Consider the following 24,355-nt stretch of genomic DNA (forward strand, 5'->3'; position numbering starts at 1 on the left):
TATCAGAACTACTTAAAAGAATTAAGAAACATGAAGAAGAATATTTTATACATGCTCCTGATTGCCTGCTGCCTGCAGGGCTGTAAAGACTTCTTGGAAGAAGACCCTGAATCATTTATTGCTCCTCAGAATTTTTACCAGTCTGCTGCAGATGCTGAGGCCGCTCTTAATGCTGCTTACGATCTTTTAAACAACATTGGGCCTGATAGTCGCAATTTCATTATTATGGGAGATGTAAGCTCAGACGATGTGTTTCCGTTGAGCAATAACAACGATCGGGTACAGATTGATCAGTTTGTGCATACGCCTGTAAATGGTGTGCTGCGCGAAACCTGGCGAACCATGTTTCAGGCTATAACCCGCACAAATGCAGTTATAGAACGGGTGCCAGCCATTTCTATGCCCGATGATCAGAAAGAAAGAATTGTAGCGGAAGCGCATTTCTTAAGGGCACTGTACTATTTCTATCTGGTAAGGTGGTATGGCCCGCTTCCATTAATTACAAAAGAAACGAACGCGCTGGCAGACGTAGAGTATCCCTCAAGGGCATCGGTAGAGGAGGTATATGACCTGATTATTGCTGATTTAACAGCTGCAGAAGCTGGTTTACCTGCCACCTTAAGTAATGGACATGCTACAAAAGGCTCGGCAACAGGCTTATTGGCTAAAGTTTATTTAACACAAAAGGAGTGGGCTTTAGCAGCTCAGAAAGCCAAAGAAGTAATGGATATGGGTATTTATGACTTATGGCCTACTTATGCAGAAGCGTTTAAAATAGAAAACGAAAACGGTAAAGAATCTTTATTTGAGATACAGTATGTGAGTGGCGGCATTGGGCAGGGCAGTAACTTTATGACCTATTTTGCCCGTGAAAATTCTCCGGTTACAGGTCGTGGCTGGGGCTCGTTCCAGCCAACGCTGGAGGTTATTGATACTCTACGAACTGACCCTGCTGATACTCGCTTTGATGTGAACTTAGTACAGGACCCGGTGGATGATAATTACTATGTGGACAAGTACTTTGACCCAGATGCAAAAGCAGCTTATGAGCAGGATAACAACTGGAAGATATTACGATACGCCGATGTGCTGCTCATGTATGCGGAAGCACTTAATGAAATAGCACCTGATAACCCGGAGGCATATACAGCTTTAAATAAAGTAAGAAGACGTGCTTTTGAGGAAGATATAAATGCCTCTGCCCCCCAGCCACATGATTATGCCAACCTCTCACAAAGCGAATTCCGCAGGGCAGTTTATGGGGAGCGGCGTTTTGAGTTGGCTTTTGAAGGACACCGGTGGTTTGACTTGGTTCGTACAGGCCGCTTAGTTTCTACCATGTCGGCTAAAGGGTACAGCAGTGTAAAGCCAACTCATGTCTACTTTCCTGTTCCACAGGATGAGGTAGCGCTGAACCCAAATCTGGGGCAGAACGAGGGGTATTAATATATGTTATCCTATAAGAGCTTCTACTACAACAGAAGCTCTTATAGGATAATTTCTTTATCCAGTTTAAGCATAATTAATTATTCCTTATGAAAATAACAAAAAGCATAGCTATTACTTTAGGCCTGGCAGGCATTCTGGCTTTTAAACAAGATAAAGAAGTGCCCGTAAAAGCAGCATTGCAAGCAGCTCAGGTTCACCTGGCTAACATGGCAGCAGCTAATACAGACGTAACACAATATCCTCGCTCTACCAAAAAAGACGGTTCTATTGCCACTACTTCATCCCGAGACTGGACAAGTGGCTTTTATCCTGGGTCGCTGTGGTATATATACGACTACACAAAAGACAAACAGTGGGAAACCCTTGCCCGCCAATGGACTGCAGGCTTGGAGCAAGAACAGTTTAACCGTGCTACCCACGACTTAGGCTTTATGCTGTTCTGTAGCTTTGGCAATGGCTACCGTTTAACCAAAGACCCGAAGTATAAAGATATTATCATACAGGGTTCTAAGTCACTTATTTCCCGCTATAACGCAAAAGTAGGCAGTATAAGATCCTGGGACCACCATACAGATAAATGGCAGTTCCCGGTGATTATTGATAACATGATGAACCTGGAAATGCTCTTTTGGGCAACCAAAGCAACTGGTGATTCAGTGTACTATAACATAGCCAAAACGCATGCACTCACTACACTTAAAAACCATTTCAGAAAAGACAACAGCAGCTACCATGTAGTAGATTATGATACCATAACAGGGCAGCCTCGCCTTAAGCAAACACATCAGGGCTATGCCGATGAGTCGGCATGGGCGCGTGGGCAGGCTTGGGGTTTATACGGCTATACTGTTGCTTATCGAGAAACAAAAGACAAGCGTTTTCTTGCTCAGGCACAGAAAATAGCAGATTTCTTTATAAACCATAAAAGCTTGCCAACAGATAAAATACCCTATTGGGATTTTAATGCTCCAGACATACCCAATGCGCCACGTGATGCTTCTGCCGCCGCGATTGCTGCTTCGGGAATGCTGGAACTAAGCCAGTATACTGGTAGAAGCGGAGAAGCTTATAAGAAAATAGCAACACAAATATTAAGAAGTTTAGCCTCATCAGCTTATCTCGCCAAAGCTAATACAAACAACAATTTTGTGCTCCTGCATTCTACTGGTCACTTACCAGGTAATTCAGAAATAGATGTACCGCTCAACTATGCCGATTATTATTTCATAGAAGGCTTAATTAGATTTGAACGCTTGAATAAAGGATTGGCAATAGTCTCAACAGGAGGTTTTTTAACAGTAAACTAAATAATATAATAATGAAACACACTAGACGAAACTTCATTAAGCAATCGACCTTGGCTTTTGCCGGTGCTTATGTAGGAGGGGCCTTAGGCTTTAGTGCAAAGAGCTATGGGCGTATTTTAGGAGCTAATGATCGTGTAAGAGTAGGTGTTGTGGGGTTTTCAGATCGCTTTAGGTCTTCTTTGTTGCCTGCCTTTCTGGCACATAACAAAGCGTTAAATTTTGATATAGTGGCTGTGTCAGATATCTGGAAGTACAGAAGAGAACAAGGGCAGGCTTACCTGGCCGAGAAGCTGGGGCATGACATTAAAGCTTGTGTTAATAATGACGAACTGTATAGGCTAAAAGATCTGGATGCTGTTATTATTAGTACAGCAGATTTTCAGCATGCCTTACATGCCATAGAAGCGGTAAAAGCTGGCTGTGACGCTTATGTAGAAAAACCTTTTGCAGAAACCATGGCCGATAATAAGGCAGCGTTTAAAGCCGTAAAAGACTCTGGTAAAATTGTGCAGATCGGCTCACAGCGCAGAAGCGGCAATAACTACCATGCAGCAGCTGACTATATCAAATCAGGGAAGTTCGGAGACATAACCATGGTTGAACTTACCTGGAACGTAAACCAGCCTGGCCGCTGGAGAAGACCTGATCTTGTTTCTAAAATTAAAGAGTCGGACACTGATTGGAAAAGGTTTCTGATGAACCGCCCTTTTGAACAGTGGGACCCAAGAAAGTACCTGGAGTACCGCTTGTTCTGGCCTTACTCCTCCGGTATGCCGGGGCAGTGGATGAGCCATCAGATAGACACGGTGCACTGGTTCTCTGGCTTACAGCACCCCAGAAGTGTAGTGGCTAACGGAGGTATTTACAAATGGAAAGATGGCCGAAGAAACTGGGACACAACTACGGCAGTGTTTGACTATGGTCCTTCTGACAATCCGGAAAGTGGTTTTCAGGTAACATTCAGTTCCCGCATGCACAACGGCGACGAAAACCCTGCAGAAATTTATTACTCAACAGGTGGTGAGCTGAACCTAATCACAAATAAAGTTTCTCCAAAAGGTGGCTTGCAGGAAAGGTTTGCTGCGGCCATGGGCATGAAACCTATTCTCCTCCCCGAGATGCTACTCGACGATCCTTCTGTAAGAGCTGTTGCCTCAGCCGATACCGGTGCCGACAATCTGACATCAAACCATATGAAAAACTGGATGGAGTGTATCCGAAGCCGTAAGCAACCCAATGCTCCTGTCGAAGCTGGTTATTACCATTCTATTGCCAATATTATGACGAATGCGGCTGTCAGAACAGGCTCAAAAGCAACTTTCGATGAAACTACACAAGAGGTAATGACTGGAGACAAAGTATTTAGCTATTAAGCGATGCTAAGAAAGTCCACTTTCACTATCTCAAAATCTAATGTTTTAAAAATGTAATCAGGTGAGGTTTTAATAATGAAAACACACAAAAACTATATATGGGCAGCGTTTGTAGGTGCTATGGCTTCAGTTGCTGCACCTGCCTCCACTTTTGCACAGTCTTCTTCTAACGGCTGGCAAAAATTGTTCGACGGCAAAAGCCTTAACGGGTGGAAACGTGTAGCAGGAGAGGCTTCTTATGAAGTTAAAGATGGAGCCATAGTTGGCACAACAGTTATAAATACAGGCAACACCTTTCTGGTAACTGAAAAGGAATACAGCGACTTTGTGCTGGAGCTAGACGTAATGCTGGAAAGCCCTGTGAGCAACTCCGGAGTACAAACCAGGAGCCATCTTGATGCCAAAGCCAACAATGGCAAAGGCAGGGTGTACGGCAGGCAAGTAGAATTCGACCCTTCTGACAGAGCGTGGAGCGGAGGCATATATGACGAAGCACGTAGAGGCTGGCAATACCCCCTTACCTTAAACCCTAAAGCGCAGAAGGCTTTTAAGGTGGGGGAATTTAACAAAATAAAAATAGAGTGCATCGGCAACGAAACCAAAACCTGGATCAATAATATACCTATTGCTTATGTGGTTGATACCATTGATGCTTCTGGTTTTATTGGGCTGCAGGTACACGCTGTAAGCAACCAGGAGCAGGCAGGAAAGAAAGTATATTTTAAGAACATCCGAATTAAAACCTCTGACTTAAAGCCTACTCCTTTTCCGGCAGGTGTTTATGTAGTTAATAATTTGCCAAACAACCTAACTGCCTACGAAGCACAGGATGGTTGGAAACTACTTTTTGATGGCAAAACGACTAACGGCTGGAAAGGTGCTTATAAACCAGGTTTTCCTGAAAAAGGCTGGGAAGTGCAAAATGGGCAGTTAGTTGTATTGCCATCAGGAGGAGAAGAGTCAACCAACGGGGGAGATATTGTAACAACAGATAAGTATAGTGCTTTCGATTTGTCTTTCGAGTACAAACTTACACCAGGAGCCAACAGTGGCGTAAAATACTTTGTGACGCTAAGCGAGAACAACACTGGCTCAGCTATTGGGCTGGAATACCAGGTGCTGGATGACCAACTGCACCCGATGCAAAGCTTGGGCGGGACGGAAACCGTACCATGACATCTTTGTATGACTTGATTACAGCTGATAAACCGGAACGCTTTATCCGGCCCATTGGAGAGTGGAATAAAGGCCGTGTAGTAGTGTACCCGGATAATAAGGTAGAACATTACCTTAATGGTGTTAAGGTGTTGGAATATGTAAGAGGTTCAAAAGATTTTCGCGATCTGGTAGCCATGAGTAAGTACAAAGTATGGGAAAACTTCGGGGAGGCGCCAGAAGGGCACATCCTTCTTCAGGACCACGGCGATCGTGTTAGTTTTAGAAGCATCAAAATCAAAGAATTGAAATAAGTCTTATATCTGTCTTGTAAGCCGAGCTTTCTAAGCAGTAAAGTCATACTCTTCAAGGAAAGTCTCGGCTTACTTTACCCCATCATGTTTCAACCATGCAGTACTTAATCAAATTATTCATTATAAGCTTGCTTGCTGTGCTTATTAAACCAGAACACACAATGCCCTCTGATGCTCCTGACCAACCAATGCTGAAGCTGAACCACATTGCCTTACATGTAAATGACCTTAAAGCAAGTGCAGATTTTTATGAAAATGTATTGCAGTTAAAAAAGATTCCTGAGCCTTTCCATGATGGGTTACATGAGTGGTTTAACATAGGTAACGTGTGCCAGCTTCACTTGATAAAAGGTGCTCCAAAAGAGATTTTTCAGGATAAGAAGAGGCATTTATGCTTTAGCGTGGCGTCTGTTGAGGACTTTATAACACATTTGAAGAAGCATAAAGTAACTTACTCAGACCTGGCTGGAAAACCTGAGGCCATTACAGTTCGGGCCGATGGCGTAAAGCAGCTGTATCTTCAGGACCCTGATGGTTACTGGATAGAAATCAACAATGATGATAGCAGTATGTAGTACCCCTCATTATTGAACTTTACACAAGTTGCATTAAAGACCTTACCAGTACAACTGTTGCGGTAATTATCCTGTTCTGCTGATCTAAACAGATAGCATGTATAGCAAGGCATGAGTTTCTTGCTACACCATCAAAATTAAAAAATTTAACCATTTTACCTAACTGGCAATATACTTGTACTCTTCAATATATCAATCATAACAGGTGCTGTGAGTTCGGTGAAGGCAGAAGAGATCACTCTAAGTGAATACACACCTAAGCTTTATCCTTCTTTAAGGAAGTTAGAAGATGCTATGCGTCCTGATAACCAGGCGGCCGGAGTGCGCGACTTCCCGATGATGCGCCTGGCAGAAACGTACCTTATCGCAGCAGAGGCACTCATGATGATAGGAAGAACAGCAGAAGCAACGGAGTATATCAACACATTAAGATTACGATCTGCAAGAGTGGGGGCTACACCAGAGGAAACGGAGCAGTACCGGCAGGCTATGATGATTACACCAGATCAGCTGAATATAGATTTTATACTGGATGAAAGGGCCCGAGAACTATAGGGGAGATGCTTCGCTGGTTTGACCTTGTCAGAACCGGAAAGCTTGTGGAGCGAGTAAGGGAACATAACCCATATGGAGCTCCTAACATACAGGAACATCATGTGCTGCGTCCAATTCCTCAGGATCAGATTGACCGAACAAGTTCAGAATTTGCTCAAAATCTTGAATATTAATGTTATATTGATTGAATAAAACAAGTTACCTCTGCTTTTAGCCTGGTAAGGGCAGAGGTAACGTTTAATGTATTTATATCTTTAATCTAATTGCACTTATGGCATCAAAACAAACACGCAGAAGTTTTTTAGGCAAGCTAGGAGTTGCAGCAGCTGCCCTGCCTTTTATATCTTATGTAAATTCTGCACAAGCTGCCGTGCCTGGTTTAAAGCTTGGCTATTCCGCCATTACGTGGGGAGGCAACGACAGACAGGCAGTAAAAGAGATCTCTTCGTTAGGTTTTAAAGGAATACAGCTTAGGTCTAATGCACTAAAGGAGTTTGGCGATAAACCTGAGGAGCTGCATAAGTTACTGGCCCAGCACAGGCTGGAGCTGGCTATGTTCTCTAGTGGAAACGCAAACATTAATACAGGTGATGATGAGGCCGTGATACAGCAGCATGTGGATCATGCCAGGTTTGTAAAAGCACTGGGCGGGCAATACATTCAGGTAACCAACTCGTCCCGCCCCAAAGAGGGCACACCCAGCACAGCAGATCTGCAGCAGTATGGGCGCTTACTGAATGAGATAGGCAAGCGCACCAGCGAGATAGGTATACTTACAGCCTACCACAACCACATGCATCAGCTTGGCGAAACACCAGAGGAGGTTGATGTTATTATAGAAAACAGCAATGAGCAATATGTAAAATTGCTGCTGGATGTAGCCCATTATCACCAGGGCGGAGGCGACCCGGCGCAAGCTATACAGAAATATAAAGGCAGATTAAAAGCACTGCACCTCAAGGATGTGCGGCCGGTGCCGGAAGAAGGCCCAAAAGCTTACAAATTTGTAGAGCTGGGGCAGGGGGAAGTAGACTTGCCGGCTGTTTTTGATGCTCTGCAGCAAATTAACTTTCAAGGCTGGGGTATTGTAGAACTGGACTCCGTACCGGATAAGGGGAAGACGCCGCTGCAATGCGCTCAGGTTAGTCGCAATTACCTTAAAGGAAAAGGAATGAGAGTGTAAATGTTCGATAAATCGCCCAAAAATGAACAAGTTAAAGATAACGTTTATTGGTGCAGTTACAGCTGTAGCAGTAACTGCCTGCCAAAGCAATCAACAGGCAACAGGGGCACCACCTCAAACAGAAACTAATGCTATGGCGAGTAACACGGATAACACACTTACAGAAGCTGAAAAAGATGCCGGCTGGAAATTGTTGTTTGACGGGAAAAGCACGAATGGCTGGCGGGGAGCTTATAAAGATTCTTTCCCGGAACAAGGCTGGAAGGTAGAAGACGGCGAACTGGTTGTGGTGAAATCAGATGGCAGTGAGTCGCAGAACGGAGGCGACATTATTACGGTGGATCAGTACGAAAACTTTGAGCTGACATTAGAGACTAAATTAACACCTGGTGCAAACAGCGGAGTAAAGTACTATGTAACGGAGCGTCTGCCTAAAAGCCCGGGTTCAGCGATAGGCCTGGAGTTTCAGATTCTGGATGATGATCTGCACCCGGATGCTAAAATGGGGAAAAATGGCAACAGAACTATCGGCTCGTTGTATGATTTAATCACTGCTCAGAACAAGCAAGCAAAGCCCATTGGAGAGTGGAACCAGATACGTATTGTATCTAATAACAACCATGTGGAGCACTGGCTTAGTGGTACTAAAGTAGTAGAATACGAAAGAGGTAGCCCTGAGTTTCGGGCTTTAGTGGCTGACAGTAAGTACAAAAAATATGAGAACTTTGGAGAGGCACCTAAGGGACATATTCTGCTGCAGGACCACGGCGATGAAGTACATTACCGCAACATTAAGCTGCGAGTTCTGAATTAACAGAAGGAAAGTTAAATAAATTAATCTTGTCTTGTGCGTTTCTAATTGAAAAGATCATCAGCATATTACTAACTACACCAGGCTAAGCTACATCATTTATCTATGGATAAGAAAGTCGTAAGAGCAGGAATAGTAGGCTCTGGCTTTGCTGCAAAGTTTCATTATGAGGCGTTGCAGCGTATTTTCAGTGCTAAGGTCAAAATAACTGGAGTATACTCACCCTCGCCTGCAAACCTGCATGCTTGATGTTTATTTGGTAGAGAAAACAGAAACGAAGCAGGGGTGGTCATCCATTTCTCCGGATGAAGGCTGGTTTGCCGGATATCAGCATGAGAAGGATGCTTTTTACAGATCGGCAGCTTATGGTGAGCAGATAGAAAGTAATAGCCATTTGGCTGCTGACGTAATTGCCACTATTTATGCTGGCTATGTTTCCCCAGAAAGAAATGGGGCCGAAGTACCTGTGACTATAGTATCATAAATTACTTTAAAGCTTAAACAGCAGTGGCAGGTAACAATTACCTGCCACTGCTGTTTAAAAGTATTATAGAAAGGTACGCGTGTTTACTTCTTAGATTGTGGCTGCTCTGCCGGAACCGGAAAACCACGATCACGCATCAAAGCATTAATCTTAGCATCACGGCCTCTGAACAAACGGTAAGCCTCGGCTGGGTCCATAGAGTTGCGAGGGGCAAACAGGTATTTCACCAATTTCGCAGCTACGTTTTTATCGTAAAAACCACCTGGAGCCTCTTCAAAAGCTTCTGCTGCATCAGAGGTTAGTACGTCAGCCCATAGGTATCCGTAGTAACCTGTTGCATAGCCTTCACCTGAGAATACATGTCCAAAGTGCGGCGAACGGTGACGCATCACAATTTCTTTTGGCATGTTTAAAGCCTCTAATGTTTCTCTTTCAAATTGGTCAGGATCTAAGCCTTCAGGGTTAGCCAAGTGGAACTTCATATCCATTAGGGCAGAAGCTAAGAACTCAGTAGTAGCAAAACCCTGGTTAAACGTAGAAGCTTTTTTAATTTTAGCAACTAAGTCAGCAGGAATTACTTCACCAGTTTTATGGTGTTTTAAGAACTGATTGATCACCTTATCAGTAGACAGCCAACGCTCCAATAACTGAGAGTGGAACTCGGTATAGTCGCGCACGCCACTGTTCAAAGTCGGGTACTTTACATTAGAAGACAGAAAGTGTAAAGCATGCCCGAACTCATGGAAAAACGTAGTGGCATCATCCCAGGAAACTAGAAGTGGTTCGCCTGGTGCAGGCTTGATAAAGTTGGAGTTGTTAGAAGCCAGTACTGTTTTTTGACCATTAAAGGTCGTGTGGCTACGGTAAGGCGATGCCCAGGCACCAGAGCGTTTACCCTGTCGTGCAAATGCATCCAAATACCATAAACCTATGTGTTCGCCGGTGGTTTTATCTGTTACCTCCCATACCTTCACATCTTCATGAAAAACAGGTACGCTGCCAGCAGGTACTGGTTTAAAGTTGAAGTTGAACAGTTCTCCTGCGGTGAAGAATAGCGCCTGTGTCAGGTTATTCAGCTCCAGGTACTGTTTTACTTCTTCAGAGTTAAGGTCATACTTTTGTTTGCGTACTTTTTCTGCATAATAACGGTAGTCCCAGGGGGCAATTTTAATGCTGGCCCCCTCGGCATTGGCCACTTTTTGCATATCAGCTACTTCTTCTTTAACTCTTGCAAGGGCAGCCGGCCAAACAGCATTCATTAAGTCCATGGCGTGTTCCGGAGTTTTAGCCATACGGTTTTGCAGGCGCCATTCTGCATAGTTATTATAGCCCATCAGCTTTACACGCTCATTTCTTAGCTCTAAGATTTTGGCAATATTTGCGTTGTTATCATTTTCATCTCCATTATCAGCACGAGAATAATACGTGTTCCATACCTTTTCTCTTAAAGCTCTTTCATCAGAATAAGTCAGGAACTGGTCCATCGAAGAACGGGTATTGGTTACGGCATATTTGCCTTCCTGACCACGATCTGCTGCTGCTTTCGCTGCCGCTTTGACAAAAGACTCCGGCAGTCCGCTCAGCTGGTCCTTAGTAAGGTAGGTTACATACTTCTCTTCATCCGCTAAAACATTATTGGCAAAAGAAGTGTAAAGCGAAGAAAGCTCTTTATTGATGGCTGCATAGCGTTCTTTAGCTGCTGCATCAAGGTCAGCGCCTTCCATAGCAAAGCTTTCATACACCAGTTGCACTACACGTTGCTGATCAGCCGGAAGAGGCTTTTTCTGTGCATTCTCATAAACAGTTTTAATGCGCTCAAACAGTTTTCCATTCTGAGAAATTTTAGAGGAAAATTCAGATAGCTGTGGGGCAAGATCTGCCTGTATGGTACGGAACTCAGGCGACGACATATTACTGCTCCAGATACCATAATAAAGAAGAGCTCTGCTTAACGGTTCTCCTGCTCCTTCAAGAGCTTCTATTGTGTTTTCGAAAGTAGGGGCAGCGGGGTTAGTGGCAATGGCATTAATTTCGGCCAATTGCAAAGCCATCCCTTTTTCAATGGCAGGTTTTAAATCTGCCAAGCTCATTTTGTCGAAAGCAGGAACACCGCCATAAGGTCCAGTCCATTCAGCCAGTAAAACATTGTCAAAGCTTTGCTTCTGCTCCATAACTGCTTGTGATTGTTGAGATTTTTCCTGCACTTGCCCAGAAGTGCAGCTTGCCAAAGCCAGCAGGATGAGTAAGCCTGATCGTTTGCCAGCTGTTATAATTGGGTTTCCCATAGGTAATTAAAGTGAGTATGCAGCATCTTGGTCTTATGCTGCTATATGATAAATAATTTGCAAGTTACTAAAAAATGCTGACAGGCTTTTTCTGATTAATACTTGAGGCGGGGCTGCTAATAGAGCTTTTTACGTAAGTATAAAAACTTGAGTATGACAACTTCGTACTCATATGAAATCTAAATTATACATTAAGTACAACAACTATGAAAGCAAAATTAAAGGGGGTAACAAAGTCTGGGTCGCAGGCACCTGCTAAAAAGACTTTGTTAGGAGGAAGCTGGCTGCGCATGATGCGCTTATTTACCATCCTTGGTGTGGTGGTTATGGTGTCTTCCTGCAATGACGATGATTCTGATATGGATATAGAGCCAGACGGGCCAAGGCCGGAGTGGGGGCCTACCATTAGCGATGAGATGCTAGCTGTAATTGAGGCGCTCGATAGCCTGCAGACAGGACCGCCGCTATATGAGCGTACTGCTGAAGAAGCACGTATGGCTCCTACAGCAGCAGATGCAGCTATGGCAGTAATGGAGAATAACAATATTCCTGTGCCTCCTTCGCAGGTAGATACTGCCGGAATGGAGATAGCAGTAGACGGCGGTATGATACATTTACGTACTTACACACCACGTAATGCCACAGGACCTTTTCCTGGAATTGTTTACTACCATGGTGGTGGCTGGGTAATTGCTGGCATCGATACATATGATGCATCGGCTCGTGCTTTAGCTGAGAAAACAGGTGCAGTAGTAGTAGCCGTTGCATACCGTCAGGCCCCGGAGTACAAGTTCCCAACAGCGCATGAAGATTCTTTTACGGCTTATGAGTGGGTAGTAAATAATGCTGCCTCCATTAACGTAGATCTGGATCGTATTGCTGTGGCCGGGGAGAGTGCAGGAGGTAACTTAGCTGCTGCTGTGAGCATGATGGCCCGTGACAGAAACGTTCAAATGCCGGTGCATCAGCTATTGGTTTACCCTATTGCTGGTTACGATTTTAATACACCATCTTATGAAATGTACGCAGAAGCGAAACCTTTAAACCGCCCGCTGATGATGTGGTTCTTTGACAAGTACCTGCGTACAGAAGCTGATGCTGAAAGCCCATGGATTTCATTGGTAGATGCACCAAACCTGGAGAACTTACCGCCGGCTACGGTTATTAACGCCCAAATAGATCCACTGCAAAGCGAGGGGCAGGCTTACGCTGACAGGTTGGAGGAAGCAGGTGTTCCTGTAACCGCCAGGGTATATGAAGGGGTAACGCATGAGTTCTTTGGCATGGCTGCAGTAGTACCGGCTGCAGAAGAGGCGCAGAACCTGGCTGCCGAAGAGTTGAGAGAAGCATTTGAACAATAAACTATTTGTTATGTTATCATAAACAGGAAAAGGGCTTCTAAAGCCCTTTTCCTGTTTATGATAACATATGCCTTTCATTCCAGTACATATTCTAAACAAACAGTAAATTTTGAAGAACAGCATCTAACAACCAATTATGAAAACAAAAAGTATTTCAATGCTTCTTGGCCTTGCGTTTGCAACATTAACGACTGCTACAGCACAGAACAGCAAAGAGCCTATAACTGCCTCCATGGAAGGACATATTTATAAACCCGCTAAAGTGCCGGCTACAGACGAACGCGTACGTCAACTGAAAGTGCCTGCTGGATTTACCATTACTAAATTTGCTGAAGATTTGGGTAAGCCCCGCATGCTGGCTGTAAGTTCTGATGGTACAGTGTATGCCACAGACCGGGATAAAGGTACAGTAACCATGGTGCGTGACACAAATAACGATGGCAAAGCAGAACAGCAGAGAATAGTTGCAACCAAAGAAGGAATGCATGGCATTGCCATTCGCAATGGTAAAATTTTCCTGATGACAGTAAACGATATCTATACAGCCAACATTAATAATGATGGCTCATTAGGCGATTTAAAAGAGATTGCAAAAGGTTTTCCGGAGGGTGGGCAGCATGCAAACCGCACGATAGAGTTCGGTCCTGACGGTAAGCTGTATGTATCAGTTGGCAGTACCTGTAATGCTTGTAAAGAGACCAATGATGAAAATGCCACGCTTGTGCAGATGAACGCTGACGGAAGTGGTCGCCGGATTTATGCCACTGGACTACGCAACACCATCGGCTTTGACTGGCACCCTCAAACAAAGGAACTGTATGCCTTCGACCACGGCATGGACTGGCTCGGTGATGAGACTCAAAAAGAAGAACTTAACAAAATTGTGGAAGACGGAGACTATGGCTGGCCTTATGTTTTCGAAGACGGTAAGCCAAACCTTGCTGATGAGCCGCCTCAAGGCATGAGTTGGGAGGAATATGCTAAAAAAACAAAGTTTCCGGAAATGACTTACGATGCCCATTCAGCTCCTATGGACCTGGTTTTTTACAATGGAGCACAGTTCCCACAGCAATACAAAGGAAGCGCCTTTGTTACATTGCACGGCTCCTGGAACCGCAGTAATCCTGTTGGCTATAAAGTTATCAGGGTACAGTTTGATAATGGAAAGCCTACGCAGTTTGAAGATTTTGTAACAGGGTTTTTGGTAAACAACAACAAGCAGGAGTTTGGCCGTGTGGTAGGTTTAGCTGTTCACAAAGATGGCTCCTTACTTATATCTGACGACGACAATGGAGTAGTTTACCGTGTTGCTTATACAGCCAAGTAATGCTTTTTCCAAAAGAACATAATAAAACAGACATAGGCAGGTACATCTGAAATTGTTTTTGCTAACAGTCTACTACACTTTCAAAATAAAATAGACGCAGCTTTACGAGCTGCGTCTATTTTATTTTTATTGCTGCCCTGTTATTCTGCCATAAATAACAGGGCAGCAATAAAGTTTGGGATCAAACTATAAACTTATTACTGCACTTAACCTTTATGTGGGGCGCCAGCAATTGCCCACCAGCCACTATCAAAATCAAACTCAACTACAACAGCTCTTTCTACCCTAATTTTTTCCTCCTCCTGAAGGCCTGTGTTGATAGATAAAACGATGCTGTTAAGGTCATCGATTGGTTGTTTACGATTGATGCCATCCTTCCACAAGGATGCATCCGGCAGCGAAATGGTGTGATCGCCATAGCTCCATGATTCCTGGTAACCTATAGCTTTCATGCCATTTTTAACCTCAGTTTGTTTTTCTGAAACATCATAAGTAAGTAGTACCGCCATATTATATGTTCTTGGTTGAGTAGTACACTTATCAACTGTCTTGCCAAAAGCATGATAAGCTACAAATTGTCAGCATTGGTTTTGAAATAATTGTTTTACGGAAAAAACAAGATAAAAGCAATGGCTTACGGCGAGGTGCTAAAATTTGATCGTGTTCTATTAACAGAGGTAGCAGTTAGCGTCGTATCCGGTTATCTTTGCCTTTATGAATTCAATTAAACTGAGCTCTTACTACCGTCTATATGCTTTCTCAGATTACCGGAGTATGAAGTCGGCCTTGCCTTACATGCGGCGTGTGGTACTGGCAAAAAGCCTTATGGAGGTGGAGGAAGCAGAGGTCAGAAGTTATGTATGGCGCATTAAAGGGCAGGGATATAAGAATTACCTGGAGCCAATCACAAATTATAATACGAAAACAACAGCTCTTAAATCGTTTATTACGGCACTGCAAGAACTTTACAAGCACAATGGGTATTCAGCTAGGTATATTATAATAGAGCGGGGGTAGCAATGCTGTGGCGTAAGGTTTACTCTGTAGCTTCTGAGTGAAACTAGCTTTCTTTATAGTCAAAATAGTCAAGAATCTTTCGCGAAAGTAGGGGCCAAGCGGGCGGATTCAAGACTGGCATTTTAACATGTATGCAGAAGTTATAAGTAGCTTTACAAAACATAAAAGCCTTATAAGCTTTAAACTTACAAGGCTTTTATGTATGATTAAAATAGTAGTTCATTGGTGTAGGGTGCAGCCAAGTAGCTATCAGAGTTTTTTATTGGTTAAGCAGTATATGTTAATCATTATCAGTGAAGTTTCTGCTTCTTAAGAATAATTTATATTGCATTTTATTTAGGTTGTAGTACACTGGTTTTCTCCCAGGCTTCGAACGCTCCTGAAGCAACATCATAACTGAAAGTTTTGCTCAAGCTAGCTGTTTCACCTTCTTTAATATCGAAGTATGTATAGGAGTAGGCAAGGCTGCCTTCGGCAGAAGACTTAGGGAGTAACACATAGATAAAATATCTGCCAGGTTTTATTCTTTCATTCATTCGCTTGCCTACTGCTCCATAGTTCATGGTCTGAAAAGAGTTACTTTCTTTATCATAGGCGTAGCCTAACTGTATATCTGGTGATGCATCTACATCAAATTCTCGATTATCTGCTTGCCAAACATGGATAATAGCCATCTTAGATTCTGCAGTGATGCTTCCTGATGATAGTTTATTTTCTTTCGTAACCACAAGATCCATTTTTGTAATAGGTTCGGGTTCTTCATCTATACAAGCAGAAAGGATTAAAAGAATAAGTAATGGGAATAACAGTTTTTTCATAAGTTTCTATTAAAATTAAAACTGTATAATTTAGCTATTTTTTTGTAATTTAATACAGTGGTTGTTTATATTTAATTACAATTTTGGATAAGTGAATAATTAGCTATTTTCAGGTTTAATACTCCGTCTCTACTTTATACCTCTTGTGTTATCAAAGCTTCTAAGCTTGGCAAGTAATTGAACAGCTATATATAAAAAGCACCAGCTGCCCATTAAAAAACAGATGGTGCTTTTTATATATAGCCTGTGCCTTTTTAGAAACTTAATTGTGCTTGTAAACGCACCAACTCACCTTTTTGATGATTATTCGGATTTTCATAATCTTCATACCTACGGTCGGAGAGTGTGTAAACCGCAACCAGTTCAAAATGATCAATAGGATGCCATTCAACTCCTGTTTCACATTCTTTTACCGTGTAACTCCTTGCATCTAATTCCTGTTTTTTCCCACCGTCATAGTACTGAAAGCGGATAAGAGGAATAATCTTCTGATCGAACTTTTTTAGGAAATAAGAAAAAATTTCTGGGGAGCTGACAGAAGCACCCAGCATGGAAATACATGAATGTGTATGACAGTAGATGCGGCAACTTCATCAGACGCTTCTACAGGGGACAGCACATTCCTAACTTCCTATCTGTTTTCTTTTTTTTAACCTTCAGTATTACGAACCTTCATTACACCCTCCTTTATGGTTTTAATAATACTGCAACGATTCAGATTCCGTGCTAGTTAAAAACACGTACGGTTGCAGCGCTGTGCTAGGCACAACTCTAACTAAAAGGCTATTCTATACGAAGTATTCCGGCTCGTCTCTGGACAGGAAAAGCAAGTAAAGTCTAAGCCAAAGAAGAAGGAACCTGCTGAGAAGGAACAGGAGAAAGATACTACTGATAAAGTTCGGGTTATGTCTAGCCGGACTAAGACTAAAATCAGAAAGAATCTCTTTGCTTTCTCTCGGCTTCATAAGCGCCTAACATTCGTCACGCTCACTTTTGTGAATGAGGTAACTGATGAGCAAGCTATCAAGGTGCTCAGGAAGTTTATCGACAACACAAAGAAGAGGAGCAAGAACTTCCAATACTTGTGGGTTGCTGAAAGGCAGACAGAGAATAAAGTCTTTCCAGATAACATTCACTTCCACATGATCACTAACAAGTACTGGGATATTCAAAAGACCTGGAACTACTGGCTAGATCTCCAAAGAAGGAACGGCATTGTTCCAAGAGATGAGAGCTTCAAGGCTTCCTCAGCTTTTGATGTGAAGAAAGTAGACACGAAGAACCCCAAGCAAGTAGGGATTTACCTCACGAAGTACGTCACGAAGAATAAAGCTGAGTTTAAATGTCAGGTTTGGAACTGCTCTAAGTCTATCTCTGCCCTATATACCGACTTCTATACAGATTGCAACTTTTTAGAAGGGCTACAGAGGCTAAAGCAAGGTGAGATTAAGGAAGTACCGCTTGAGTTCTGCACGCTTCACCTTATCCCACTCGATAAGACTACAATAAGGTTTTATGATAGACTTGAGAACAAGAACAGACAAACATTGAAGAACTTAAACTAACGTGATTATGCCAGTATCAAGAAATAGAAAAAAGAAGAATAACCAGAATAACAATAATAAGCCTAGAATAGCAAGTCCTATGTGCATCCATGAACTATTTCAATTCCAGTTTAATAATTGCAGGAAATGCGGAAGGGCTAGAGATAAGTTTGAATATGATGAGCTACCAAAAGAGGAGCAGCTACATTGGGATAAAGCAGGAATACAACAATCAATAGATTTCATTCTATACTGTCCGAGTTGCGAGGAGTACTCTGCTTTATTGAAGACAGAAGAATTTTAACAGAAGAACCGGGTAACACCGGTTTTTTTGTTTTAAATTTTTTTACATATATAGTATATGATATACTTAAGTCTAAACAATTCATACATAAATAATCTATTGATAAAAAAGATGATAACAATTCAATACAATAAAAAAACAATCCAGGAAGATGAGCGTGAACGAACTACCACATATTTGACAATCAATGGAGTTGCTGATGAAGATTCATTTTATTTAGCCGGTGATCCTCCAAGTGCTCACTTTTATAATAGTGAAATTATAAACATACTAACAAGTCACACTTTCGAAGAAATTAGTAAATCATTCTCAAAATTTACTTTTCCTCGTGAAGTAAATTGGTGGGATGACTCTCTTGATATAAAGGTTTATTGCAATCACTATTTTAAACAGGAAATTCCTTGCACTACCATAGAATTGCGACTAAATGATTGGGAGCATTGGGCTAAACCATGGAGTATGTCTAGTCTTGCAAAAGAGTTTGAAACAAATATTGCCAGATTAGGAAATGAAAGAATCAGTTATTGGCAGGAAGACGATGAGACAGTGTTAAACGGCTTTGGTATCGAGTATAAAGTTCCTAGCAGCACCGCACTAATTAGGCAAGAAATTGATACTCTTTTACCTATACTTAAGACAATTATAGATGAAACTAATAAAAGGCTTTTAGAATCGCTAGATAGCGAAGTCGTACTTACTTATTTTCAATTTCCCGAAGAAATTAAAACAGCTTGTAAACAATACTTAGTATATTTCACGCAATTTATAGCTGATATGGGTATCAAAGTTGATACTGAACTCAAAGAGGAATTAAATCATACTCTCTTTAAAATTATTCCAGCAAATAAAGAGGAGAGTTTAGAGCGCATTAAAGAAGCCTTAACTATTTACTTAAATGCCCCTAATGCACATAATTTTCAAGCTCAAATATCCAATCAAACTGATATTGCTGCAAAGCAGTGGGAAGCAAACTTTTATCATCTAAAATCTCAACTTTCACTTGCGACAAGCATAATCCAAGCTAAGGATTCAACCATAGAAATGCTTCAACTATCTAACTACCAATATAAGCAACTTTTGGAGTCACATAGCTTAAAGAAAGAATCAGAAGAAGAAGAAGATGTGATACCTGGAATTGTTTCGCTCAATAGTTATGAGGGACAGGGCTTTAAAATCAATTTAGCTGAAATTTTCAGAAGATTAAAACGCGGCTTTTAGCAGTGGTAAATTAGGTGCAACAATTCTAACAGAAACGAAAATTAATAAAAACGAGTGATGCAAAACAGAACAAGACTTATTATCGGACTTCTTGTGGTTTGGAATACTTTTCTTACCCTTTATCTGATTGATACTCATAGTCGTTCATTGGAAACTGAAAATAAGGTTAGAAATATCTATAATAAAGCTACTACTATCTCCTTTGATGAATTGACTGAGCAGGGTTCAAGATGGGGATTTCACGGAAGAGATATGGAAGACTAATTGTAACAAAGAGTCTATACTAGAAAATTCCGTCCCCTACACCGTCCCCCAAAAACAAAAAAATCCCTGTAAACTATTGATTTACAGGGATTTTTATTTGTTAAATGTACCCAGGGCCGGAGTCGAACCGGCACGAGTGTAACCTCATTGGTGTTTGAGACCAACGCGTCTACCGATTCCGCCACCTGGGCAATTACTGTAATCCTGAACGACTATCAGGAACGTGCTGCAAACTTAGATAATGTTTCTTTTATTCGCAACAGATATTTTTTCTTCAGGTAATAGGTTTTTATCTCCTGTAGTGCCTCTTCTTTCGTAACTCCATGAAGATCAGGATATCGCTGTAAAGTAGGCAAAATATCATTGTCTAATTGTGCTGTAATTCCGTTGCTTTTTTCTCCTATCTCGTGCAGTTTATCTGCATCAAAGTTAAATTCCAGCTCCATTAACTCCTCGTTCAACTCCATCATCTCCATTAAAAAGTCAGACGGTAACTCATTTTTACCTTCCTCCAATAGGCCATACTCCTTTAAAATGTACTGCATGCGCAGGTCAGTGTCGATAAGCGTGCGGTAGGCATTGGTGTTTTGCGTAGACAGTTGCAGTATTTCCTGTTGCTTCTGTTCGCTTTCGTTTGCATAAAAGTCCGGGTGAAACTCGCGGCTGAGCTGGTAGTACTTGTTCTTTAGTGCTTTTTCATCCAGTAGAAAAGCTTCTGGTATATCATAAAATTCAAAGTAATTCATCTTTATCAGTAAGTGGTAAATAAACTAGCAGATAAACCTTATATGTTGCAAAGGTACAGTATTCAGGGCTGTAATGTTTGCATCAGCTGCAGAAACGAGATACGACGATCTGCTGTAACTGTTTTTCTGCGGTAGGAGTATAGTCCTTTTGCTGATTGTATAGAATTAGTCTAAATAAATTTTGAAGCATAAGCTTTCTTCTATACTTTAGCAGAATATTACTTAAAACTATTGTTTAATGAAATCTACCTCTGTTTTGATTGCTGACACAAACCTGCTGATCCGCAGAGGGATTCATGCTTTGTTGTCAGATCAAAAGGACATCAATGTTGTCGCAGAGGCAGAGACTCCGGCAGAGCTACTATCACTATCACAGGAGCTGCATCCAGAGGTAGTAACTATAGATTGTGCACAATCAGAAGGTTTCAGTTTAGAAGATGTGGTGACTTTAAAAGCAACGGCTCCACAAACAAACCTGTTGGTTATTACTACTCATTCTGATAAAGAAACTATACTAGAGGCCCTTAACCATGGTATCTGCAGTTATGTGCTGAAAGAGTGTGGGGAGCAGGAGATACTGAATGCCCTGTATGCGACCGCTAAAGGAGAGCGTTACATATGCAGCAAAGTGCTGGACGTAATATTGGCTGAAAATAAAAGTGCCCCGGAGCCAATAACTGAAAAAATTAATCTTACACCTCGCGAACTAGAAATTATACAGCTCATTGCGGAAGGAAAGTCTACCGCAGAAATAGCTGAACAGCTGTTTCTTAGTCCACATACTATCAATTCCCATCGCAAAAACATCCTTCGCAAAATGCAGATCAAGTCTCCAGCCGAGCTTATTGTAAAAGCCCTGGATTTAGGTATTGTTAAGATTAGATAAGTACTGAAATAGCATAACTAATTTAGGTTCTGGTTAGTGTTTAGACCTTAACTTTGGCCCTAGCATTCATAGGTATAAATTCTACTCTTGTATAAATTCTTCTTTTAGAATAACCTTTAGGTTGAGTTATAAAGCTCCTGCGATTATGCTTGCCCCACATACCGAAATCGGATTATATTATGTGCATTCATCAAGAAACTATATGCCATGTATCGTTCGTAATCCTGCTATTTATAAGTACTTGTCAACTACTAGCTAACTACTTATAGCTATAGCCTATGCTACTAATAGTGTACTAAATTGGCTACTTCCAGCGATTGCCTGATGCTGTTGAACCGGATACCTTTGTTTCTGTTTAGAATAGTTCTAAATAAAATAGCAACTGAAATGGTCTTAAGAAACAATATCTATAAAATCAGCGGCCTTGGTAAACCAGTAAAATGGTGGGTTGGTTTGCTTTGTGGCGCAGCTTTCAGCTTCGTACCAACAGGCTGTAAACCGGGCACTGACGAGGTCGCTCAGGCAAAAGAGCATCAGGTAATAACAGCTGCTGAGACTGTGCCTGCTAAAAAGATGGTAACATTAGGCGGCACGGTTACAGAAATAGTCTGTGCCCTGGGCGACTGCAATGCCATTGTGGCTACTGATCTTACAAGTACTTACCCCAAGCATATGCAGCAGTTGCCGTCTATGGGGTACCGTAACAATATTAAAGCAGAAGGCATTATTTCAACAGGTGCAGACTTTGTATTAGCCGAAGCTGATTACCTGGATGAAAGCGTGGTAGATCAACTTAGCAGCACAGGTGTGGCGATGCATGTAGTCGAAAATAATTTATCTAAAGAAAGCACCATAAAAATGGTGCAGCAGCTGGGTAAGCTGTTGGGTAAAGAGGCAAAAGCGAAAGAACTGCAGGAACGGATCGAAGCTGATTTTGCGCAGGTTAACAAACACTTGGCTGAAGCCTCTTCCAGGCCCAAAGTACTCTTTGTGTACGCCCGCGGACAGGGCACACTCAACATTGGCGGGAAAAATACCTTTGCTGAGAAAATGATAAATCTTGCTGGCGGACAACTTGCTGTAAACCAACTGGAAGAGTTTAAGCCCTTAACTGCAGAAGCCGTTATTGCTGCTAACCCAGATTATCTGCTATTCTTTGATTCGGGACAGCAAAGCTTAGGGGGAGTAGAGGGCATTATGTCTATTCCAGGCATAAAGGAAACTACGGCAGGTAAAAAAAAGAATATTATTGCTATGGATGGTCTGTACCTATCCGGTTTTGGTCCGCGTGTGGGTAAAGCTGTGGATGAACTGGTGCTAAAGATACATCCTGAATTACAGGCTACTGCGTCTGTTCAATAGAGACAGTTTTCCTGCTGTGTAAGGTTTGTTCCGATAGAAACAGGTGGTTAAACAACTGCTGTGTTTAGCTTTTATTATACTTCTTTACTTGATTTTGATTCTATGATGATCAATAGTATAAATGCCAGAGGTACCGCCAACAGCACCTGGATAATACTTGCCGGGTTAGCTGTACTACTTGCAGGCTTTTTTGTGGTTTCCCTGCAGGTAGGAGCGGTAGCTGTCTCGGTGCCCGAAGTTCTTTCTATAATGCTGCACCAGGTAGGAGGGGGCGCTGATAATTTTACATTACAGCAGGAGAGGGTATTGCTGCACATACGTTTGCCTCGTGTTGTATTAGGCATGGTAGTAGGTGCAGCGCTGGGGGTATCAGGAGCTTCGCTGCAGGGCTTGTTTCGTAACCCGCTGGTTGAGCCGGGGTTGATTGGAGTATCGAGTGGTGCGGCTTTGTTTGCCGTAGTGGCCATTGTGTTTGGAACTAGCATACAAGGCATTTGGGGAGCAGCTTTTACAAGTTCCTTCTTCCTGCCGGTGTTCTCTTTTGTTGGCGGACTTGTCGCTACAATGCTTACCTATACCTTAGGACACAGGCAAGGTAAAACTGATATTACGATACTCATTTTAGGTGGAATAGCCATCAATGCTTTAGCAGGAGCCTTAGTTGGTCTGGTTTTATACTTTGCTGATGACGCGGCCTTACGAAGCTTTACTTTCTGGAGTATGGGAGACCTTGGAGGGGCTTCATGGAGCCGGATGAGTATTGCCCTGCCAATGGTATTACTACCCACCCTCGCACTGACACTGCTGCGGGATCAGCTAAACGCACTATCCCTGGGAGAGGCGGAAGCATACCACCTGGGGGTAAATGTAGAGCAGGTAAAATACCTGGTTATTCTGCTAAGCTCTATGGCGGTAGGTGCTTCTGTATCGCTCACAGGTATGATAGGTTTTATTGGGCTGGTGGTGCCACACATTTTACGGTTAGCTTTTGGACCAGATCATCATGTAGTGCTTCCGGGTGCTATGCTTACAGGGGCTATCGTGTTGCTGCTTGCAGACCTATCTGCCAGAACGGTGGTAATACCTTCTGAACTGCCGATAGGCATTGTGACCGCCTTACTGGGTGCTCCTTTCTTCATCTGGTTGCTGCTAAATGCGAAAAAGAAACGGATAATTTAAGCCTATGTATATCGCTCAAAATATAAATTTAGCCAGAGGGGCCAAGCAAATACTTCAGGAGGTAAGCATAGTGGTGCAGCCAGGTGCTTTCACGGCAGTGCTGGGGCCGAACGGTGCAGGCAAATCAACGCTGTTAAAGGTACTATCCGGTGAAATAGAGGCAGGCTCTGGCAATGTTATGCTTAACTGGAAAGAGTTAGGGAAATATAAGGCACATGAACTATCGCTGATAAGAGCAGTGCTGCCTCAGAGTGTACAGGTAAACTTCCCTTTCACTGCCCGGGAGATTGTACAACTGGGAAGGCTTCCGCATCGGGAGCCCCGAAGTAAGAGCCTGGTAATAGCAAATAAAGTAATGGAAGATACCAATATTATGGCTCTTGCTGATAGAAAGTACATCGAACTATCGGGTGGTGAACAGCAGCGGGTGCAGTTGGCGCGGGTAATTGCCCAGATCACTAGGGAGCACAAGGCAGGTCAGCCACGCTTTCTGTTATTTGATGAGCCAACTTCAAGCCTCGACATAGCACAGCAGCACGCTATGTTGCACATTGCAAAAGAGCTTACACAGCAGGAGGAGATAGGTGTATTAGCTATTTTACATGATATGAACTTAGCTGCTCAGTATGCTGATGAGGTTCTTTTTATGAAGAATGGAAAAACAGTGGCACAGGGCAAAACAGCAGAATTGATGCAGGAGGATGTACTTCGTTATACTTTCTCGCATCCGGTACAGGTACTGTGCAATGCTTGCTGCGGAAAGCATCATGTTATGACAATGCCATTAAGTAAAAGTCATCTGTTACTTAAAAAGCATCCTTTGGAGCATGTCTAAAGG

At 42.5% G+C, this 24,355-nt stretch carries 28 protein-coding genes and 1 tRNA gene; 23 read left to right on the forward strand and 6 right to left on the reverse strand.

The window, feature by feature from the left end:
* The first annotated feature begins 30 nt into the window (after positions 1-30).
* The 12 genes from LN995_RS00265 to LN995_RS00310 all read left to right on the forward strand — a co-directional run bounded on the left by LN995_RS00265 (position 31) and on the right by LN995_RS00310 (position 9,206).
* Positions 31-1,446: a RagB/SusD family nutrient uptake outer membrane protein gene (locus LN995_RS00265; RefSeq protein WP_229957322.1), complete on the forward strand. Its 1,416-nt coding sequence runs from the start codon at positions 31-33 to the stop codon at positions 1,444-1,446.
* 89 nt (positions 1,447-1,535) lie between these two features.
* Positions 1,536-2,756: a glycoside hydrolase family 88 protein gene (locus LN995_RS00270; RefSeq protein WP_229957323.1), complete on the forward strand. Its 1,221-nt coding sequence runs from the start codon at positions 1,536-1,538 to the stop codon at positions 2,754-2,756.
* A gap of 11 nt (positions 2,757-2,767) precedes the next feature.
* Positions 2,768-4,129, forward strand: a complete 1,362-nt coding sequence (locus tag LN995_RS00275) for a Gfo/Idh/MocA family protein (protein ID WP_229957324.1) — start codon at positions 2,768-2,770, stop codon at positions 4,127-4,129.
* Between the two features lie 75 nt (positions 4,130-4,204).
* Positions 4,205-5,305 carry a 3-keto-disaccharide hydrolase gene (locus LN995_RS00280; protein ID WP_317206911.1) on the forward strand — a complete coding sequence of 367 codons (1,101 nt, stop codon included), beginning with the start codon at positions 4,205-4,207 and terminating at the stop codon, positions 5,303-5,305.
* A complete protein-coding gene (locus LN995_RS21980) occupies positions 5,302-5,598 on the forward strand; it encodes a 3-keto-disaccharide hydrolase (RefSeq protein WP_317206912.1) in 297 nt (98 codons plus the stop codon). The genes LN995_RS00280 and LN995_RS21980 overlap by 4 nt, the downstream gene beginning before the upstream one ends.
* 137 nt (positions 5,599-5,735) lie before the next feature.
* Positions 5,736-6,173, forward strand: a complete 438-nt coding sequence (locus LN995_RS00285; protein WP_229957325.1) for a VOC family protein — start codon at positions 5,736-5,738, stop codon at positions 6,171-6,173.
* Positions 6,174-6,383: 210 nt separating this feature from the next.
* Positions 6,384-6,728 (forward strand): RagB/SusD family nutrient uptake outer membrane protein, encoded by a 345-nt coding sequence (locus tag LN995_RS21810; protein WP_317206913.1) that lies wholly within the window; start codon positions 6,384-6,386, stop codon positions 6,726-6,728.
* 5 nt (positions 6,729-6,733) lie between these two features.
* Positions 6,734-6,901, forward strand: coding sequence for a RagB/SusD family nutrient uptake outer membrane protein (locus LN995_RS21815; protein ID WP_262910373.1), 168 nt, complete (start codon positions 6,734-6,736; stop codon positions 6,899-6,901).
* 98 nt (positions 6,902-6,999) lie between these two features.
* Positions 7,000-7,911, forward strand: a complete 912-nt coding sequence (locus LN995_RS00295) for a sugar phosphate isomerase/epimerase family protein (RefSeq protein ID WP_229957326.1) — start codon at positions 7,000-7,002, stop codon at positions 7,909-7,911.
* A gap of 22 nt (positions 7,912-7,933) precedes the next feature.
* On the forward strand, positions 7,934-8,725 hold the full coding sequence (locus tag LN995_RS00300; protein WP_317206914.1) for a 3-keto-disaccharide hydrolase: 792 nt from the start codon (positions 7,934-7,936) through the stop codon (positions 8,723-8,725).
* Positions 8,726-8,827: 102 nt separating this feature from the next.
* Entirely contained in the window at positions 8,828-8,971 is a 144-nt protein-coding gene (locus LN995_RS00305; protein WP_229957327.1) for a Gfo/Idh/MocA family oxidoreductase, read from the forward strand.
* Complete coding sequence (locus tag LN995_RS00310; RefSeq protein WP_229957328.1) at positions 8,964-9,206, forward strand: hypothetical protein; 243 nt, start codon at positions 8,964-8,966, stop codon at positions 9,204-9,206. The genes LN995_RS00305 and LN995_RS00310 overlap by 8 nt, the downstream gene beginning before the upstream one ends.
* An 83-nt stretch (positions 9,207-9,289) precedes the next feature.
* Here LN995_RS00310 and LN995_RS00315 read toward each other — a convergent pair whose 3' ends face one another.
* Entirely contained in the window at positions 9,290-11,491 is a 2,202-nt protein-coding gene (locus LN995_RS00315; RefSeq protein ID WP_229957329.1) for a M3 family metallopeptidase, read from the reverse strand.
* Positions 11,492-11,697: 206 nt separating this feature from the next.
* Here LN995_RS00315 and LN995_RS00320 point away from each other — a divergent pair, with 206 nt between their 5' ends.
* Positions 11,698-12,852, forward strand: a complete 1,155-nt coding sequence (locus LN995_RS00320) for an alpha/beta hydrolase (protein ID WP_229957330.1) — start codon at positions 11,698-11,700, stop codon at positions 12,850-12,852.
* A gap of 136 nt (positions 12,853-12,988) precedes the next feature.
* Positions 12,989-14,179, forward strand: coding sequence for a PQQ-dependent sugar dehydrogenase (locus tag LN995_RS00325; RefSeq protein WP_229957331.1), 1,191 nt, complete (start codon positions 12,989-12,991; stop codon positions 14,177-14,179).
* A 206-nt stretch (positions 14,180-14,385) separates the two neighbouring features.
* Here LN995_RS00325 and LN995_RS00330 read toward each other — a convergent pair whose 3' ends face one another.
* Positions 14,386-14,688 carry a hypothetical protein gene (locus LN995_RS00330; protein ID WP_229957332.1) on the reverse strand — a complete coding sequence of 101 codons (303 nt, stop codon included), beginning with the start codon at positions 14,686-14,688 and terminating at the stop codon, positions 14,386-14,388.
* A 205-nt stretch (positions 14,689-14,893) separates the two neighbouring features.
* On the opposite strand from LN995_RS00330, the gene LN995_RS00335 reads away from it, so the two are divergent.
* Positions 14,894-15,196, forward strand: coding sequence for a hypothetical protein (locus LN995_RS00335; protein WP_229957333.1), 303 nt, complete (start codon positions 14,894-14,896; stop codon positions 15,194-15,196).
* A 332-nt stretch (positions 15,197-15,528) separates the two neighbouring features.
* On the opposite strand, the gene LN995_RS00340 is transcribed toward LN995_RS00335, so the two are convergent.
* On the reverse strand, positions 15,529-16,014 hold the full coding sequence (locus LN995_RS00340) for a lipoprotein (protein WP_229957334.1): 486 nt from the start codon (positions 16,012-16,014) through the stop codon (positions 15,529-15,531).
* A 254-nt stretch (positions 16,015-16,268) separates the two neighbouring features.
* Positions 16,269-16,565, reverse strand: a complete 297-nt coding sequence (locus LN995_RS00345) for a porin (RefSeq protein ID WP_229957335.1) — start codon at positions 16,563-16,565, stop codon at positions 16,269-16,271.
* A 354-nt stretch (positions 16,566-16,919) separates the two neighbouring features.
* Here LN995_RS00345 and LN995_RS00350 point away from each other — a divergent pair, with 354 nt between their 5' ends.
* The 4 genes from LN995_RS00350 (at position 16,920) to LN995_RS00365 (ending at position 19,344) form a co-directional block, all read left to right on the forward strand.
* Entirely contained in the window at positions 16,920-17,579 is a 660-nt protein-coding gene (locus LN995_RS00350; protein ID WP_229957336.1) for a rolling circle replication-associated protein, read from the forward strand.
* 7 nt (positions 17,580-17,586) lie between these two features.
* Positions 17,587-17,862: a hypothetical protein gene (locus LN995_RS00355; protein WP_229957337.1), complete on the forward strand. Its 276-nt coding sequence runs from the start codon at positions 17,587-17,589 to the stop codon at positions 17,860-17,862.
* 111 nt (positions 17,863-17,973) lie between these two features.
* Positions 17,974-19,080 (forward strand): hypothetical protein, encoded by a 1,107-nt coding sequence (locus LN995_RS00360; RefSeq protein ID WP_229957338.1) that lies wholly within the window; start codon positions 17,974-17,976, stop codon positions 19,078-19,080.
* A 57-nt stretch (positions 19,081-19,137) separates the two neighbouring features.
* Positions 19,138-19,344, forward strand: coding sequence for a hypothetical protein (locus LN995_RS00365; RefSeq protein ID WP_229957339.1), 207 nt, complete (start codon positions 19,138-19,140; stop codon positions 19,342-19,344).
* 107 nt (positions 19,345-19,451) lie between these two features.
* On the opposite strand, the gene LN995_RS00370 is transcribed toward LN995_RS00365, so the two are convergent.
* Positions 19,452-19,535 (reverse strand) — tRNA-Leu (locus LN995_RS00370).
* A gap of 24 nt (positions 19,536-19,559) precedes the next feature.
* Positions 19,560-20,090: a Fe-S protein assembly co-chaperone HscB gene (hscB, locus tag LN995_RS00375; protein ID WP_229957340.1), complete on the reverse strand. Its 531-nt coding sequence runs from the start codon at positions 20,088-20,090 to the stop codon at positions 19,560-19,562.
* 238 nt (positions 20,091-20,328) lie between these two features.
* On the opposite strand from hscB, the gene LN995_RS00380 reads away from it, so the two are divergent.
* From LN995_RS00380 to LN995_RS00395, 4 genes are all read left to right on the forward strand, one after another.
* Positions 20,329-20,976: a LuxR C-terminal-related transcriptional regulator gene (locus tag LN995_RS00380; RefSeq protein ID WP_229957341.1), complete on the forward strand. Its 648-nt coding sequence runs from the start codon at positions 20,329-20,331 to the stop codon at positions 20,974-20,976.
* 387 nt (positions 20,977-21,363) lie between these two features.
* Positions 21,364-22,338, forward strand: a complete 975-nt coding sequence (locus tag LN995_RS00385; RefSeq protein WP_229957342.1) for a heme/hemin ABC transporter substrate-binding protein — start codon at positions 21,364-21,366, stop codon at positions 22,336-22,338.
* 60 nt (positions 22,339-22,398) lie between these two features.
* Positions 22,399-23,517: a FecCD family ABC transporter permease gene (locus LN995_RS00390; protein ID WP_229957343.1), complete on the forward strand. Its 1,119-nt coding sequence runs from the start codon at positions 22,399-22,401 to the stop codon at positions 23,515-23,517.
* 10 nt (positions 23,518-23,527) lie between these two features.
* Complete coding sequence (locus LN995_RS00395) at positions 23,528-24,352, forward strand: heme ABC transporter ATP-binding protein (RefSeq protein WP_417629334.1); 825 nt, start codon at positions 23,528-23,530, stop codon at positions 24,350-24,352.
* The last annotated feature ends 3 nt before the right edge of the window (positions 24,353-24,355 follow it).

The organism is Pontibacter silvestris (assembly GCF_020907275.1).
In the GTDB taxonomy this organism is placed as follows: Bacteria; Bacteroidota; Bacteroidia; order Cytophagales; family Hymenobacteraceae; genus Pontibacter; species Pontibacter silvestris.